Raw genomic sequence first — 14,429 nt, forward strand, 5'->3', positions numbered from 1 at the left:
ATTGTTTAGCTAAGTTTTCTAGTTCAGAGTTACTTATCTTTTTATTTGCTTGATTAGCTGAGCAAGCTATTAAAAATATACTTGTTAGAAGTAGTAATATAAATGCGGTAAATTTCATAAATAAATTTTTAAAATAAATAATCAAAAATCTAAGAATTTTACATAATGAAGTCAAGGAGTTCATCTAAGGATTTTGTCCTTAGATGAAAGATTAAGATTTTTTGATCGCTCTAATAGGAATAACAAATATTGCTGCGATCACATAAAAAGCAATACAAAAAACAGCCGCCATCATAAATATCTCACCGATATCATAAAAGCTTGACTCAAGCCTAAATGTATCCACGTAATTTATCGCAAACCATAATGCTACGCCAAGAGCGATAGCAAAAACGAAAAATCCCCAAGAAAACAAGAAATTTAATATCTTAGTTCCCAATTTCTCTCCTTTTTAATTATTTTTCTAACTTAAAACCGCCACCAAAAGCTCTATAAACTTCGACTGCGCTATCGACCTCATCAAGCTTTGCTGAGACGTCTTGTAATTTTACCTGAAGCAAATTTCTCTCCGCATCAAGAAGCTCTAAATGTCCAATATAGCCAGCATCATATTGCTCTTTAGCGAGCGAGTAAATTCTTTGTTGGGATTTTAGCAAATTTTTCACTTGTTCCAAAGAAATTTTTGCATTTTGCCTTGAAACAAGCGCATCTCTTACTTCGCCAAGAGCCGATTTTACCGCTGCTTCATAATTAACAGCGGCAATTTGTTCATTTGTTTTAGCCACTGCAACATTATTTTTTGTCCTACCAAAATCAAAAATTTTCTGAGCTAAAGAGCCCCCTATGCTCCATGTATTGGCATTTCCAACAAAGATATTTTCAAAATCAATACTTGAAAAGCCAAAAAGTCCAGTCAGTGAAATGCTTGGAAAATACTCAGCCCTTGCAACACCAACAAGAGCATTTGTAGCTTTTAAATTAGCCAGTGCCCTTGCTACATCGCTTCTTCTTAGCAAAATTTCAGAGCTAATGCCAGCACTTATCTCGGGAGAAGTTGGTAAATTTTGTGAGCTAGTAACAGCTCCATTTAAAATTTCATTATTACTTTTACCAGTCAAGATAGTTAGTGAGGTAATAGCCTTTGACTTTGCATTTAATATAGAAGTAAGATTGGTCTTAGCGCTTTCTACTGCTGCCTTGCTTTGCAAATAAGTCATCTCATTTATACTTCCAAGATCAAGCTGTGTTTTGCGAAGCGCTAGTGTATCTTCATAAGTTTTTAGAGTCTCTCTTAGCACAGCTTCTTGCACATTTAATGAAACTAACGCAAAGTAGCTTTTTGCAACACTTGAGCTGATACTTAGTCTCGCGCTATTGTAGTCAAATTTGGTTGCATTTAGACTTTCTTCGGCTGCTGCTACATTATTTCTTACTCTACCCCAAAGATCAACCTCATAGTTTAATCCTAAATTTATATCTGATTTTCTATAACGAGTTTGTGGTTGCTTAGTATATGTTTCGCCACTACTTTTTGCTTTTTCGTAGCCTATATTTAAATTTATACCAGGAAGCAAATCTGCCTCAGCTACGCCAAGGCTTGCCTTTGCTTTCTCTAAATTTAAATAAGCAACACGTAAATTTGTATTTTTCTCAAGTGCATTTTCCACTAGAGAATTTAAATTTTCATCGTTAAATTCTCTCCACCAAAGATCCCTTATATCACTTGTCTCATAAGTGTAAGTAGATGTGAAATTTGTATCTACATTTGGCATATCTGGACGAAATGAGCAACCAGCCAAAAACGCCGCCGTTATAAGTATAAACGCCTTATTTTTCATCTTTTTTTGCTCCCTTTTTCCAGTATTTCTCATTTAAATTTTCAAGCAAATAGTAAAACATTGGCACAAAAAATATAGCTATCGTCGTAGAAGCGATCATACCACCAACCACGCCAGTTCCTAATGAGTGGCGAGATGCAGCGCCTGCGCCTGTGCTTATAACCATCGGGAAGACGCCTAGAGTAAATGCGATTGATGTCATTACTATAGGTCTAAAACGAAGTTTGGCTGCATTTATCGCTGAGTCAAATATGCTCTTACCACTATCACGCTCTTGCATTGCAAACTCTACGATCAAAATGGCATTTTTAGCCGCCAGACCGATGAGCAGCAAGAGTCCGATCTCAAAGTAGATGTCGTTTGTTAGGCCTCTTATCCAAACTGCTAGCAATGATCCAAATACCGCAAATGGCACGGCAGTAATGACCGCAAGCGGGATGAGCCATCTTTCGTACTGAGCTGCAAGGATCAAAAAGACAAAAATCATACCAAAGATAAAAGCAACCGTGCCCGTTCCTTGAGAATTTACCTCTTGATACGCCGTTCCCGCCCAGCTTATAGCGTAGTCGTCGCTGCTTAGCGTGTCATTTACGACCTCTTGGATCGCCCTTATCGCATCACCTGATGTATAGCCAGGTTTTGGATCGCCCATGATCTTAGCCGCTGGAAAGAGGTTAAATCTATCAACGATATCAGGTCCGATCGATCTTGTAAGCGTCGCTACTGAATTTAATGGCACCATCTCGCCCTCATTTGAGCGGACGAAAATCTTTCTTAAATCCTCAGGGTTGTTTCTAAAGTTGTCGCTCGCCCTTGCATATACGCGGTAAGACTTGCCTGCAAGGTTGAAGTCGTTTATGTAGTAAGAGCCAAAAGTAGCCGCTATCGTGCTAAAAATTTCACTCTCGCTTACGCCAAATAGCTTTGCTTTTTCTTTATCAACCGTTATCTTAAACTGGCGGTAGTTTGTCTCAAGCGTCGTTCTTACGCCAGTTAGCTCAGGTCTTGCGTTTGCTGCTGCAGTTACCTTTCTAGCGTCTGCTTCTATCTCGTTGTAGCTTTTGCCGCTCTTGTTTTGTAGATACATCTCAAAGCCGCCAGTCATTGATAGACCCATGATAGGTGGCACGTTTACGACGAAGGTCATTGAGTTTTTAGAGCCCCAAAGCATGCCGTTAAACTGACCTACCAAAGCATCTGCGCCGTCAGTTGCACCTTTTCTCTCGCTCCAGTCTTTTAGCTTGACAAAGCTAATGGCTGAGTTTTCTCTAAGTGAGCTAGCTAGCATATCATAGCCTGCAAAGCCCATGTTAAATTCAACATTTGGATTGCTCAAAATGGCGTTACTAATAGATTTTACCTCTTCTTTAGTCTTTAGCATATTTGTTGAAGGTGGAAGCGAGGTGATAACCATCAAAGCGCCCTTATCTTCTGAAGGCACAAGCCCTTTTGGCACCTTTTGAAATAAGCCATACGTTGCAAATCCCATTATGCCAATGACTATAAAGCTGATAATGACGTGTTTTAAAATTTTTGCCACGCCTGCTGTAAAGAGCCTAGTGCTAAAGTCAAAGAAGTCGTTAAATTTCTGAACTATCCAAAATGGTTTGTTCTCTTGCTTTTTAAGCATAACCGCACAAAGCGCTGGCGTAAGAGTAAGAGCGACAAAGCCTGAGATACAAACAGCAACGACAAGTGTTAGCGCAAACTGCTTTTGTATAACACCTACAAAGCCCTCCATAAATGAAACTGGCACGAAAACCGCGCAAAGCACGAGCACGATAGAGATGACCGGAGTTTGCACCTCCTCCATCGCCTTAAATGTCGCGTCTTTTACGCTTATCTCTTTATCTTCATGCAAAATTCTCTCGACGTTTTCTATAACGATGATCGCGTCATCCACGACGATACCGATGGCTAGGATCAGGGCAAAAAGTGTGATCAAATTTATACTAAAGCCCATTACATAAAGCCCACCAAATGTGCCTATGATAGAGACTGGCACAGCAAGCATTGGTATGATGGTAGCTCTAAAGCTCTTTAAGAAGAAGTACATTACGACAAGAACTAGCACCATCGCCTCGATAAAAGTTTTTATAACTTCGTCTATTGAGACGGTGATAAATTCAGTTGGATTGTAAGCTATGGTGTGCTCTAGGCCAACTGGGTAGGTTTTCTTTAGCTCTTCAAGCTTTGCAGCGACTGCTTCAGATGTCGCAAGTGCGTTTGCATCATTTTGTAAAAATAGCAAAAGCGGCACTGCTGGTTTGCCATTTAGCATAGCTTCAGATGCGTAGCTAGCAGCTCCAAGCTCGACTGTGGCGACCTCTTTTAGCTTAACAACTGTGCCATCTTCACTTTTTATCAAAATTTCACCAAACTGCTTTGGATCTTTAAAACGTCCTTCAGAAACTACAGAATAAACATAAGGATTTTCACCCTTTGATGGCTGCTCGCCGATCTTGCCAGCGGCGTATTGTGAGTTTTGAATTTTTACTTGAGAGATGACATCGCTTGGAGTTAGTTTAAACTGAGCAAGTCTATCTGGCTTTAGCCAAATTCTCATCGAGTGCTCTTTGTTGCCAATTAACACTGTGTCGCCGATACCATTTACTCTTTTGATCTCATCAGCGATGTTTAAATTTACATAGTTATATAGCTCAACTTGGTTCATATTTGGATTTGTAAAGCCAACTACTTGAAGGATCGAGCCACTTCTTTCGCGCACCGTTACGCCCATATTTTGTACTTCTTGAGGCAATCTTGAAAGGGCGGCTTGCACACGGTTATTTACATCGATCGTAGCTTGTTTTGACGATGAGCCGATCTTAAAATATACGCTTATATTCATAGTACCTGCTGAGCTTGAGGTACTTTGCATATAGAGCATATTCTCAACACCATTTATCTGATCTTCTATCGCACTTGCGACTGAGTCGGCGATAGTCTGCGCATCAGCACCGCTATATGTCGCACTTACAGAGACAGTAGGCGGAGTAAGACTTGGATACTCCTCTATTGGAAGCCCCTTGATACCCATAAAACCTGCTATAACTATGATGATAGATATAACAGTTGCAAATATCGGGCGGTTTATAAAAAATCTTGAAAACATCTATCTGCCTTTACTTGCTACTTGTAGCGTTTGCATCTTTGCCGTTTATAAATTCCGCACTTAGGTCTTTATCAGTTTCAACTGGTGCACCAACTCCGATTTTAAGGAAGTTATTAACGATTATCTTATCACCCTCTTCAAGGCCTTCGGTGACTGCTACCATATTTTTTGTTTGATATCCTATTTTTACATTTTTTTGGCTTACTTTGCCATCTTTTACAACCAAAACATAAGTGTTTGTAGCGCTTTGTTGAAGGGCAACTTGTGGGATGTTAAAGGCATTTTTTTGAACAAAGCCGCTCATCTTTATATGGCCAAACGCACCTGGTAAAATTTTACCTTCACTATTATCAAAGCTAGCCTTTGCCAAAACGCTGCCAGTCGCGGTATTTACGACATTATCTATAAATGTCACCTTGCCAGTAAAACCTTCATTGTTTAAATTTAAAACAGCCTCGCTATTTAGTTGCTGCCAAGCGCCACTATCTAAATTTGCTTTTCTGCTTAGATTATCCACATCAGCGATATAAAATTCTGCTTCAATAGGATTTATTTTTGTAAGTCTTACAAGCTTTGTTTGGTTTGCTATGACAAGCGAGCCAACATCTACTTGATTATCGCCCACTACGCCGTCAAATGGTGCTGTAATAGTCGTATATTCTAGATCGATTTTCGCATTTTTTAAATTTGCTTTTGCACTTACTAAATTCGCATTTGCAATGTCATAGGCTGCAACTGCTGCGTCATAGTCTTTTTGAGAGACTGCATTTTTCTTATAAAGGGCAGAAATTCTTTTAAACTCGGTCTCGGCATTTTTCAAATTTGCATTTGCTACGCCAACAGAGGCATCAAGTGAGTCGTAACTAGCTTGATATTTTTCTGGATCTATCAAAAATAACTTATCACCCGCTTTTACTTTACTTCCCGGCTTGAAAAACTGCTTTATGATAGTTCCGCCAACTTTTGGATAGATAATAACATCTTGACTACTTGTAACCGTTGCGGTGTAATCAAAACTAATAGGTATGTCTGTTTTTTGTGCAGTAAAAATATCCACATGAGATAGCGGCATCTGGCGACCTACTGCCGCTTTATTCTCTTTATTTTCAAAACAACCACTTAGAAATAAAACTGTAACCGAAAGCGCAAGAGCACTTTTAAAATTTGCCATAAAAACCTCTCTTAATTTTAAATTTTAATATCATATTTAGTTTTTGTAATAATTGTTACAAAAATTTAAAGTTCTCGATTCTATTAGAAAACAAATAAAAAGTCAATTTTATTTTTTACTAATTCCATTTAAAAACAACTCAACACACAAGCCAACATGCTTTTTACGCTCTTTTTCACTAAGCTTTGGTTCTTCATTTATCAAAAGCGAATCGTAGTAATAAGCTCCTATCACACTTTGTATAAAGTACTTTGTAGCAAATTTGGCTGAAAATTTTGAGTCAAGCTTGGCTTTTACTTCGTCTCTTTCAAAGAAATTTATAAGCACAAGATCGATCTTTTTTAAGATTTGATCCAAAAACGTCTTACCAAGTTTGCCACCATTTTTAGAACCCTCGCTCATCATTATCCTACCAAGAGAGATATGCCTTTTACTGCAAGTAATAGAAAATATTATGGTTGCAAATTTGGTTAAAAATTCCTCCAAGCTGTGGGAAATTTTAAGATCTATTTTCTCATCGATCTCTTTTATAAGGCTATCTATCTCTTGCTCAACGATCGCCTCAAAAAGCCCATCTTTGTTCTCAAAAAACGTGTAAATGCTAGAAAGTGATCCGCCACTTATTGCTACGATGTCACTTAAGCTTGTCTTTTCATATCCTTTTTCTAAAAATAGCTCAAGTGCTGTTTTTACGATAAGTTCATATCTTTTTTACCCTTTTCTGAGATCGCCATCTTACTTCCTATTAAATTTTTGCCATTTTATCATCTTTTAGGATAGATAAAAGTACTTTGCCTTTGCACGCTGATAGCTGGCTCGTCAGTGGCATAGGCTTTGATATTTATATGTTTTAAAAGATCTTTATCGCTTAAATTTTCATTTTTTGATTTTAGCGTGACGATTACTCGTTGCTTTGCACCAGCTTTTAATATAAATGGCTTATTTGGACGAGAAATTTCTATATTCTTATCATCTACTTCAAAGTAAAAGGCATGCTCTTTATTTTGTGTGTTTTGCACCAAAAATACGTAAGAATTTTCGACTTCATTTTCGCCTAAAATTTTATAAAGCTCACTTGTTCTATTTATGTTTAAAAGCATACTTTCTTTTTTGCCACTCATCAATACTCCAGCTGTCAAAACAATGCCCAAAATGACAAGATAAGCAACCGTTCTAAAGCGTAAAATTTTGACTCTTTTTTGCTCTTTTATAGAGCTTATGCTTCTCCACTCGATAAGTGAACTTTCATCAAAATGCTTCATCACTTTAGCGCAAGCATCGCTACACTCTAGACAATTTATACATTCAAGCTGCATACCTTTTCTTATATCAATGTGCGTTGGGCATATCCTCACGCACGCCTCGCAGCCAGTACACAGTGCGCTATCTTCTTTTGGCTTTTTAAATTTCTCTTGTCCATTATAGATTACGCCGCCTCTTTTTTGATTGTAAATAACTTGGATAGTGTCGTTATCAAACATCACTGATTGCACCCTAGCGTAAGGACAGACATAAATACAAAAATTTTCTTTTAAAATGATGACATCATAAACTAACCAAATAGCGATAACAAGCCAAAATACAAGCAAAACTCCATGTTCGCTTGGCTCTTTTAAATAAGCAAAAAAATCAAGCGGTGGCACAAAATACCATAAAAAATTTGCCGAAATGATAAGAGCTAAAACACACCAAATTCCAACTGCTAAAGCACGCTTTAAAATTTGTCCTTTTGGCTCATTTTGTTTATTTTGGATATTTTTTCTGATCTTTAAAATTTTAGTTTGCAAAAGGTCACGAAATATCGTTCTAAAAATAGTTTGCGGACAGCTCCAACCGCACCAAACGCGCCCTGCAAGTGTCGTTAGAAAAAATATGCTTAAGAACAAAATGATAAATAAAAATGGCAACAGATAAAGCTCTTGCATATCAAATTTTGTAAAAAAGAGATCAACTCTACTTTTATCAAAACTTAGCAAAAATAGCTGCGCATCATTTATCCTGATAAATGGCAAAACAAAGACAAATAGCGTAATACAGGCAAAAAAAATGTAACGCCTCTTGGCGTAGCTAAGATGAAAATCCTTTGACATAATAAGCCTTTTTTGAAATTTTATGATTATAAAGCTTATGGCATTAAAAGAGTTTTAAAAAAAAATAGTTAAAAGCTTAAATTTATGAAAATTAAACTATACTCACGGCTTATTTTAATCTGAAAGGTGGTGAGGACGTTGCCTGGTATTAAGGTACATCCTAACGAGTCATTTGACGAGGGTTACAGAAAGTTTAAAAAACAAACTGACCGTAACTTAGTAGTAACTGAAGCAAGAGCTAGACGCTTCTTTGAGCCTAAAACTGAGATCCGCAAGAAACAAAAAATTGCAGCTCGTAAGAAAATGCTTAAACGTCTTTATATGCTTAGACGCTACGAGTCAAGACTCTAAAACCAAGACAAAGAGGGCTTTGCTCTCTTTGTTTAACTCTTCTTTTAGCCTTATTTTTTTATAATCAAAGCAATTTTTTTATTTTATTTTAAACGGAAATTCGATGCAAAAGCTAGCTATAAACGAAGCTGCAGAAATTTTAGGCATAACAAAAGAAGCAGTCTATAATAGAATCCGCCGTGGTTCGATAAATACAGTCATTGAAAATGGCACAAAATTTGTCATCCTTGATGAGAAACCAAGTAGCGAAAAAGCTACAAAATCCGCTCCAAAAAGCACAAAAACTAAATCCCAAAATGATGAGTTTGTAAATTATTTGCTAAATGAGTTAAGCGAGCTAAAGAGCTTAAATTTAAACTTACAGGCTGATAAAGATAGGCTTTTTAAAGAAAAAGAGCAGATGCTAATCGAGCGAAAAAATGAAATTTTGCAAATTTATAAAGATAGAGATGAGAAGCTCATGCAGTTTCTAAATGCTATGCAAAGGCCGCTTTTAGCACAAAAAAATGACGATATGGCAAAGAATGAAGCGATAGAGGCCGAGATAGAAAATGAGTCAAAATGGATAAATTTAAGTGAATTTTTAAAGGAGCTAAATCTAAAGCCAAAGGCAACAAAAAAAGCCAGTGAAAAGATAATAAAAGCGATACACCACTCAAAATTTATAAAATTTAAACGAGGTGTGATACTTGTTAGAAGACATAAAAATTTAAAAGAGTTGATAGGAGAGATATGAAACACATTAAAAAGATAGCTACTTACGCTGCGGTAGGCGGATTTGGTGCGATCGTTATGGCTGGCCTTGCTGGTTGTGGCAGTGATAATGGCGGTGATGAAAACGCACTAAATGAGGTTGCGCAAAAAAACGGCGCTTTTGTCATCATCGAAGAGAGTGCACCTGGAGTTTATAAAATTTTAGAAGAGTATCCAAGCACCGAAACTAGAGTCGTGCTAAAAGACATAAATGGTACTGAGCGCGTGTTAAGCAAGGATGAGATCGATAAACTCCTAGCTCAAGCAAACGCAAATATTGACAATGGTACTTCAAATTTAACAAAAACGAGTGACACCCAGCTAAGTAGCGGTGGGCTAAGTCTTGGTGAGACGATACTTGCTTCAGCTGCTGGCGCAATACTTGGTAGCTGGATAGGTAGCAAGCTTTTTGGAAATCAAAATTTCCAAGCTACTCGTCAAAATTCTTACAAAAATCCAAGCGCATACACAAGAAGCGTTGATAGCTTTAATAAGCAAAAAGCGGCAAATTCTGCTGCAAGAAGCAGTGGCGGTAAGAGCGGATTTTTCGGTGGTGGCTCAAAGTCAGGCTCTGGCTCATCAAGCTTTGGAGGCTGAAAATGATAAATTTAAGAAAAATCACCCCATTAAACAACGAATTTATGGAGAAAATAGGCTTTGCATGGCACACAGATAACGACAATAGCTCGTATATCGCAGATGAGATCGTGCAGGTAAAAGCAAGTGAAGCGGATGCTTATTATGAGGCGGCAAATGAGCTATACGATATGTATGTAAATGCCGCTCAACATGTGATCGACAACAACCTTTTTCACGAGATAGGCATACCATTTAACCTTGTTGATATCATAAAAAATAGCTGGGAAAATGACGTTCATTGGCATCTTTATGGTAGATTTGATCTTGCAGGCGGGCTTGATGGCAAGCCGATAAAACTGATCGAATTTAACGCAGACACGCCAACGGCAGTCTTTGAGACGGCGATCATCCAGTGGGCGATGCTAAAACTAAATCATATGGATGAAGCTGAACAATTTAATAACCTTTACGAAGCTTTAAAACAAAATTTCAAGCGTCTAATTACTCTTGGCGACGATAATGTAAATTTTGAGGATGTTTACGAGGGTTGGGGGATACTCTTTAGCTCTATCGCTGGCAGTATCGAGGATGAGCAAACCGTGAAATTACTACAATACATCGCAAAAGAGGCCGGCTTTAAAACCGACTTTGCTTACGTTGACGAGGTTGTTTTTAACGATAATGAAGGTATTTTTAAAAATGATGAAAATTTCGAGTACTGGTTCAAGCTTGTCCCTTGGGAGAGCATAGCGATCGATGAGGGCGAGCTGGCTTTGATACTCTCAAACATTGTCAAAAATCAAAAAGCTATTATCATAAATCCAGCCTACACACTGCTTTTCCAAAGCAAAGGAATTTTAAAAATCCTTTGGGATCTTTATCCTAATCACCCGCTCTTGCTTGAAACCTCAAATGAGCCACTAAAAGGCAAAAAATATGTGAAAAAGCCGGTATTTGGCAGAGAAGGCGCAAACGTCTCGATATACGATGAAAACGGCGCACAAATAGCAAGCAGTGATGGCGAATACGACTCAAACAAAGCCATCTATCAAGAATTTTACGAGTTTAACCAAGATGAGAGGGGCGAGAGCTACCAAGCAGGCGTATTTTACGCTTATGAAGCGTGCGCACTTGGATATAGAAAAGGTGGCAAAATTTTAGATAACTACTCTAAATTTGTAGGACATTTTATTAAGGATTAAAGATGAAGATCGTTTGTTTAGACGCAGCAACGCTTGGAGAAAACGTAGATCTTAGTGTTTTTAAGAAATTTGGTGAGTTTATCAGCTACCAAAAGACTAAGAGCGATGAGGTTGTGCCTCGCCTAAAGGGCGTTGATATCGTCATCACAAACAAGGTCATCATCGACAAAGCCGTGATGGAGGCGACAAATTTAAAGCTCATTTGCATAAGCGCAACTGGCATGAATAATGTCGATCTAGAGCATGCAAAAGCTAAAAATATAGTCGTTAAAAACGTCGCTGGCTACTCAACCGCAAGCGTCGTGCAGCACACATTTGCCTTGCTTTTTGAGCTAACAAATCGCATCAAATTTTATGATCGCTACGTAAAAAGTGGCGAGTGGGTGAAGAGCGAAATTTTCACCTATCTTGGCGCAGATATCAGCGAGATCGCTGGCAAAGAGTTTGGCGTCATCGGACTTGGCGAGATAGGACGCGGCGTGGCGGCAGCGGCACGTGCATTTGGCGCAAACGTGAGCTACTACTCGACAAGCGGAGCAAATAAAAATAGCGAATTTGCGCAAAAAAACTTAGACGAGCTATTAAGAAGCAGCGACATCATCAGCATCCACGCACCACTAAATGAAAAGACTAGAAATTTACTAGGCGCAAACGAGATAAATTTATTAAAAGATGATGCGATAGTGCTAAATTTAGGACGTGGCGGCATAGTAGACGAAGTAGCGATGGCAAGAGCGATAGATGAGAGAAATTTACGCTTTGGTACGGACGTTTTGGAGAGCGAGCCAATGAGCAAAAATAGCCCATTTTTAAATGTAAAAAAGAAGTCAAATCTACTCATCACGCCGCACGTGGCATGGGGCAGCTTGGAGGCTAGAAAGACGCTCATCGCAAAGATCGTCACAAACATCGAAAATTTCATCAATGAGAGCAGATAATGGGCTATGATATAAGCTATCACGCCATTAGCGAAAATGAAATTTCAAAGTGGTATTTTGAAGCACTTGAGCTTACAAGGGCTGGTAAATTTGACAAGGTTTTAGCACTTGCTAGCAAGGCTGGCGTAGAGGAATTTTACGCCCAAAAGTACAAAGATACACTAAGTGCTGCATTGCAGTATAAAGACGATGAAATTTTTAACAAAACTCACGGCTTTTGTATCGCTGTTACGCAAGGATTTTTTAGAAAGTATTTCTACACTCGGGGTACAGCACTAAGCTCTTTGGCACAGCAAAATGAGAAATTTAAAAACTACATCAGCAACTGGCGAGAAATTTTACCAAGTGAGTTTTTGGATAAATTTAGCGGAGAAATTTATAATGAGATCACCGAAAACTACTGCTGTGGCGCTTATGTGAGTGCTAAAAACGTAGCTAAACTAAAGGCTGACTATGAAGCAGGTGGCGAGGTAAAAGATGCGATTGATGGCTTTTACGCTCAAAATTTACCTACATTTTTAGATGCTCTAAACTATGCATGCGAGCTAGAAACAGGCCTGCTTGAGGCCACTGAGGTCGTGGAGCCAAATCCACTTGATCTAAACAAATCAAGCTCATATTCAAATCTCTTTAACTGCGATCCAAATGGGGCTATCATCTACGCACAGACCGCAGTGCAGCAGGTTAGCGAGGCAGTAAAGCAAGAAGAGACTGGCAAAAAGTCGATTTTTGAGAAGATCAAAGGGCTATTTAAATAAATTTGAAAGGATAAAAATGGCAACTGAGCATAGTTTTGATATAAGTGCCGAGGTCGATATAATGGAGGTCAAAAACGCTCTTGAGACGGCAAAAAAAGAGATCGCGGCAAGATATGATTTTAAAGGGCTTGCAGCTGAAGTTGAGCTAAACGAAAAAGAGAAATTTATCACGCTTCTTAGCTCAAGCGACAACAAGATCGACGCACTAAAAGACATCGTGATCTCAAAGCTCATCAAGCGCAACATCCCACCAGTAGCGATCACAGAGACAAAAAGAGAGCCAGCGAGTGGCGGAAATTTAAAAGCGACGCTAAAACTAAACGACACACTTGATGGTGAAAACTCAAAAAAGATCACCAAAGCGATCAAAGACTCAAAGATCAAGGTGAGCGCGCAGATCAGGGGCGAAGAGATCAGAGTGACAAGTAAAAGCATAGATGACTTGCAAGAGTGCATAAAGCTGGTTAGAGGGTTAAATTTAGAACTTCCGATAAGCTTTAAAAACTTAAAATAACGGCTTCTCGTGAGTACCTTAAATGAGCTAGAAAAATTTTTACTCCGCAGGCTGTATGCCTAGCGCACGCTTATTTTTTCGTCGCAACATTTAAATCCATCTCACGACATTTTTGTTTAAATTTGAAGTTGGTAGGCTAAATTTTGAAATCATCACGTAACTTTTGGATTTAAAATTTTGCAAGATTCTAGGCTAAATTTGCGAAATTTCGCATAGTTTTTGTATTTAAAATTTGGCGTATTTGTGGGTGAAATTTCGCCTTATTGTTTTGTATTTAAATTTGATCTATCTAAAATTAAAAAAGGATAAAAAATGAGCTTTTTTAAGAAAATTCTCGGTAAACAAATAGATCTTGGCAAGCAAATGCCAATCTATTTTGTAAGTAGCGACGAAGACTATATGCAGCATGCGTTTGAGCAGGCCAGAGAGAGCTTTAGATATTTTTGGCGTGAGGTTTACTGGGAGCGCCGCAGGATCGTACCTATGCTTGATTATGCGATGGTAAAAATTTGCTTTTTAGATGTCGTAAATGGCGAAGAAGTCGGAGAACACATGTGGATAGACGATGTGGAATTTGACGGCGAAACGATATATGGCACACTCGTAAACGAGCCTGACGCCGTGCAAAACCTGAAAGTAGGCGATCAAATAAGCGCAAAGATAGACGAGATGAGTGACTGGCTCTTTTCGATAGATGGACGCGCATACGGCGGATTTAGCGTGCAGGCGATGCGCTCACGCATGCAAAAGAAAGAGCTAAAAGAGCACGATAAAGAGTGGGGGCTTGATTTTGGCGATTTTAACGATATTTTGGTAGTTTACGAGCAAAAAGAACACCCTGAAAATTTGATAGAGCATCCAATGAGCAAAAATACATATGAGCAAGTAAAGCAGTATATAAAAGAGCACCCAAATATGGTCACAGACGCTGATGAGTTTGGCTATACGCAGCTTCACAACGAGGCGATCGCAGGAAATTTAAATCTTGTAAATCTTTTACTAGAAAACGGCGCTGATAAAAATGCCCGCACAAAAAGTGACAAAACGGCAGCTGAATTTGCTGAGAATTTGGGCTGGAGCGAAATCGCGAAGGTGCTTAAATAGCAAGTTTTTATAAATT

At 38.5% G+C, this 14,429-nt stretch carries 14 protein-coding genes and 1 pseudogene; 8 read left to right on the forward strand and 7 right to left on the reverse strand.

Annotated features, from left to right (window positions below; genetic code table 11):
- The 7 genes and pseudogenes from F3H00_RS10515 to ccoG form a co-directional block, all read right to left on the reverse strand.
- A pseudogene (locus tag F3H00_RS10515) lies at positions 1-184 on the reverse strand (hypothetical protein); the annotation flags it as partial.
- Positions 185-211: 27 nt separating this feature from the next.
- A complete protein-coding gene (locus F3H00_RS04200) occupies positions 212-439 on the reverse strand; it encodes a hypothetical protein (RefSeq protein WP_021090435.1) in 228 nt (75 codons plus the stop codon).
- A 16-nt stretch (positions 440-455) separates the two neighbouring features.
- Positions 456-1,838: an efflux transporter outer membrane subunit gene (locus F3H00_RS04205; RefSeq protein ID WP_149703719.1), complete on the reverse strand. Its 1,383-nt coding sequence runs from the start codon at positions 1,836-1,838 to the stop codon at positions 456-458.
- A complete protein-coding gene (locus F3H00_RS04210; RefSeq protein WP_149703720.1) occupies positions 1,828-4,953 on the reverse strand; it encodes an efflux RND transporter permease subunit in 3,126 nt (1,041 codons plus the stop codon). Before F3H00_RS04210 ends, F3H00_RS04205 begins: the two co-directional genes overlap by 11 nt.
- Positions 4,954-4,963: 10 nt before the next feature.
- Positions 4,964-6,124 carry an efflux RND transporter periplasmic adaptor subunit gene (locus tag F3H00_RS04215; protein WP_149703721.1) on the reverse strand — a complete coding sequence of 387 codons (1,161 nt, stop codon included), beginning with the start codon at positions 6,122-6,124 and terminating at the stop codon, positions 4,964-4,966.
- A 108-nt stretch (positions 6,125-6,232) separates the two neighbouring features.
- Positions 6,233-6,820: a TetR/AcrR family transcriptional regulator gene (locus tag F3H00_RS04220; RefSeq protein WP_149703722.1), complete on the reverse strand. Its 588-nt coding sequence runs from the start codon at positions 6,818-6,820 to the stop codon at positions 6,233-6,235.
- Between the two features lie 68 nt (positions 6,821-6,888).
- Positions 6,889-8,214 carry a cytochrome c oxidase accessory protein CcoG gene (gene ccoG / locus F3H00_RS04225; protein WP_148799976.1) on the reverse strand — a complete coding sequence of 442 codons (1,326 nt, stop codon included), beginning with the start codon at positions 8,212-8,214 and terminating at the stop codon, positions 6,889-6,891.
- Positions 8,215-8,352: 138 nt separating this feature from the next.
- Here ccoG and rpsU point away from each other — a divergent pair, with 138 nt between their 5' ends.
- The 8 genes from rpsU (at position 8,353) to F3H00_RS04265 (ending at position 14,413) form a co-directional block, all read left to right on the forward strand.
- On the forward strand, positions 8,353-8,565 hold the full coding sequence (rpsU, locus tag F3H00_RS04230) for a 30S ribosomal protein S21 (protein ID WP_009294994.1): 213 nt from the start codon (positions 8,353-8,355) through the stop codon (positions 8,563-8,565).
- A 103-nt stretch (positions 8,566-8,668) separates the two neighbouring features.
- The gene (locus F3H00_RS04235) at positions 8,669-9,301 is read left to right on the forward strand and encodes a DNA-binding protein (RefSeq protein WP_148799975.1); all 633 of its coding nucleotides are present in this window, start codon (positions 8,669-8,671) and stop codon (positions 9,299-9,301) included.
- The gene (locus F3H00_RS04240; protein ID WP_148799973.1) at positions 9,298-9,915 is read left to right on the forward strand and encodes a UPF0323 family lipoprotein; all 618 of its coding nucleotides are present in this window, start codon (positions 9,298-9,300) and stop codon (positions 9,913-9,915) included. The genes F3H00_RS04235 and F3H00_RS04240 overlap by 4 nt, the downstream gene beginning before the upstream one ends.
- A gap of 2 nt (positions 9,916-9,917) precedes the next feature.
- Complete coding sequence (locus F3H00_RS04245) at positions 9,918-11,099, forward strand: glutathionylspermidine synthase family protein (protein WP_148799971.1); 1,182 nt, start codon at positions 9,918-9,920, stop codon at positions 11,097-11,099.
- A gap of 2 nt (positions 11,100-11,101) precedes the next feature.
- Positions 11,102-12,037: a D-2-hydroxyacid dehydrogenase gene (locus tag F3H00_RS04250; protein WP_148799969.1), complete on the forward strand. Its 936-nt coding sequence runs from the start codon at positions 11,102-11,104 to the stop codon at positions 12,035-12,037.
- The gene (locus tag F3H00_RS04255; protein ID WP_148799967.1) at positions 12,037-12,795 is read left to right on the forward strand and encodes a hypothetical protein; all 759 of its coding nucleotides are present in this window, start codon (positions 12,037-12,039) and stop codon (positions 12,793-12,795) included. Before F3H00_RS04250 ends, F3H00_RS04255 begins: the two co-directional genes overlap by 1 nt.
- Before the next feature lie 16 nt (positions 12,796-12,811).
- On the forward strand, positions 12,812-13,309 hold the full coding sequence (locus F3H00_RS04260; protein ID WP_148799965.1) for a YajQ family cyclic di-GMP-binding protein: 498 nt from the start codon (positions 12,812-12,814) through the stop codon (positions 13,307-13,309).
- 312 nt (positions 13,310-13,621) lie between these two features.
- Complete coding sequence (locus tag F3H00_RS04265) at positions 13,622-14,413, forward strand: YegJ family protein (RefSeq protein WP_148799964.1); 792 nt, start codon at positions 13,622-13,624, stop codon at positions 14,411-14,413.
- Positions 14,414-14,429: the final 16 nt, after the last annotated feature.

The sequence above is a fragment of the Campylobacter concisus genome, assembly GCF_902460845.1.
Classification (GTDB): Bacteria; Campylobacterota; Campylobacteria; order Campylobacterales; family Campylobacteraceae; genus Campylobacter_A; species Campylobacter_A concisus_X.

Bases quoted from the DNA above. Each gene is read 5' to 3' on its own strand.
- F3H00_RS04205 (WP_149703719.1), bottom strand. From the start codon at position 1,838: ATGAAAAATAAGGCGTTTATACTTATAACGGCGGCGTTTTTGGCTGGT.
- F3H00_RS04210 (WP_149703720.1), bottom strand. From the start codon at position 4,953: ATGTTTTCAAGATTTTTTATAAACCGCCCGATATTTGCAACTGTTATA.
- F3H00_RS04215 (WP_149703721.1), bottom strand. From the start codon at position 6,124: ATGGCAAATTTTAAAAGTGCTCTTGCGCTTTCGGTTACAGTTTTATTT.
- ccoG (WP_148799976.1), bottom strand. From the start codon at position 8,214: ATGTCAAAGGATTTTCATCTTAGCTACGCCAAGAGGCGTTACATTTTT.
- F3H00_RS04235 (WP_148799975.1), top strand. From the start codon at position 8,669: ATGCAAAAGCTAGCTATAAACGAAGCTGCAGAAATTTTAGGCATAACA.
- F3H00_RS04240 (WP_148799973.1), top strand. From the start codon at position 9,298: ATGAAACACATTAAAAAGATAGCTACTTACGCTGCGGTAGGCGGATTT.
- F3H00_RS04245 (WP_148799971.1), top strand. From the start codon at position 9,918: ATGATAAATTTAAGAAAAATCACCCCATTAAACAACGAATTTATGGAG.
- F3H00_RS04250 (WP_148799969.1), top strand. From the start codon at position 11,102: ATGAAGATCGTTTGTTTAGACGCAGCAACGCTTGGAGAAAACGTAGAT.
- F3H00_RS04255 (WP_148799967.1), top strand. From the start codon at position 12,037: ATGGGCTATGATATAAGCTATCACGCCATTAGCGAAAATGAAATTTCA.
- F3H00_RS04260 (WP_148799965.1), top strand. From the start codon at position 12,812: ATGGCAACTGAGCATAGTTTTGATATAAGTGCCGAGGTCGATATAATG.
- F3H00_RS04265 (WP_148799964.1), top strand. From the start codon at position 13,622: ATGAGCTTTTTTAAGAAAATTCTCGGTAAACAAATAGATCTTGGCAAG.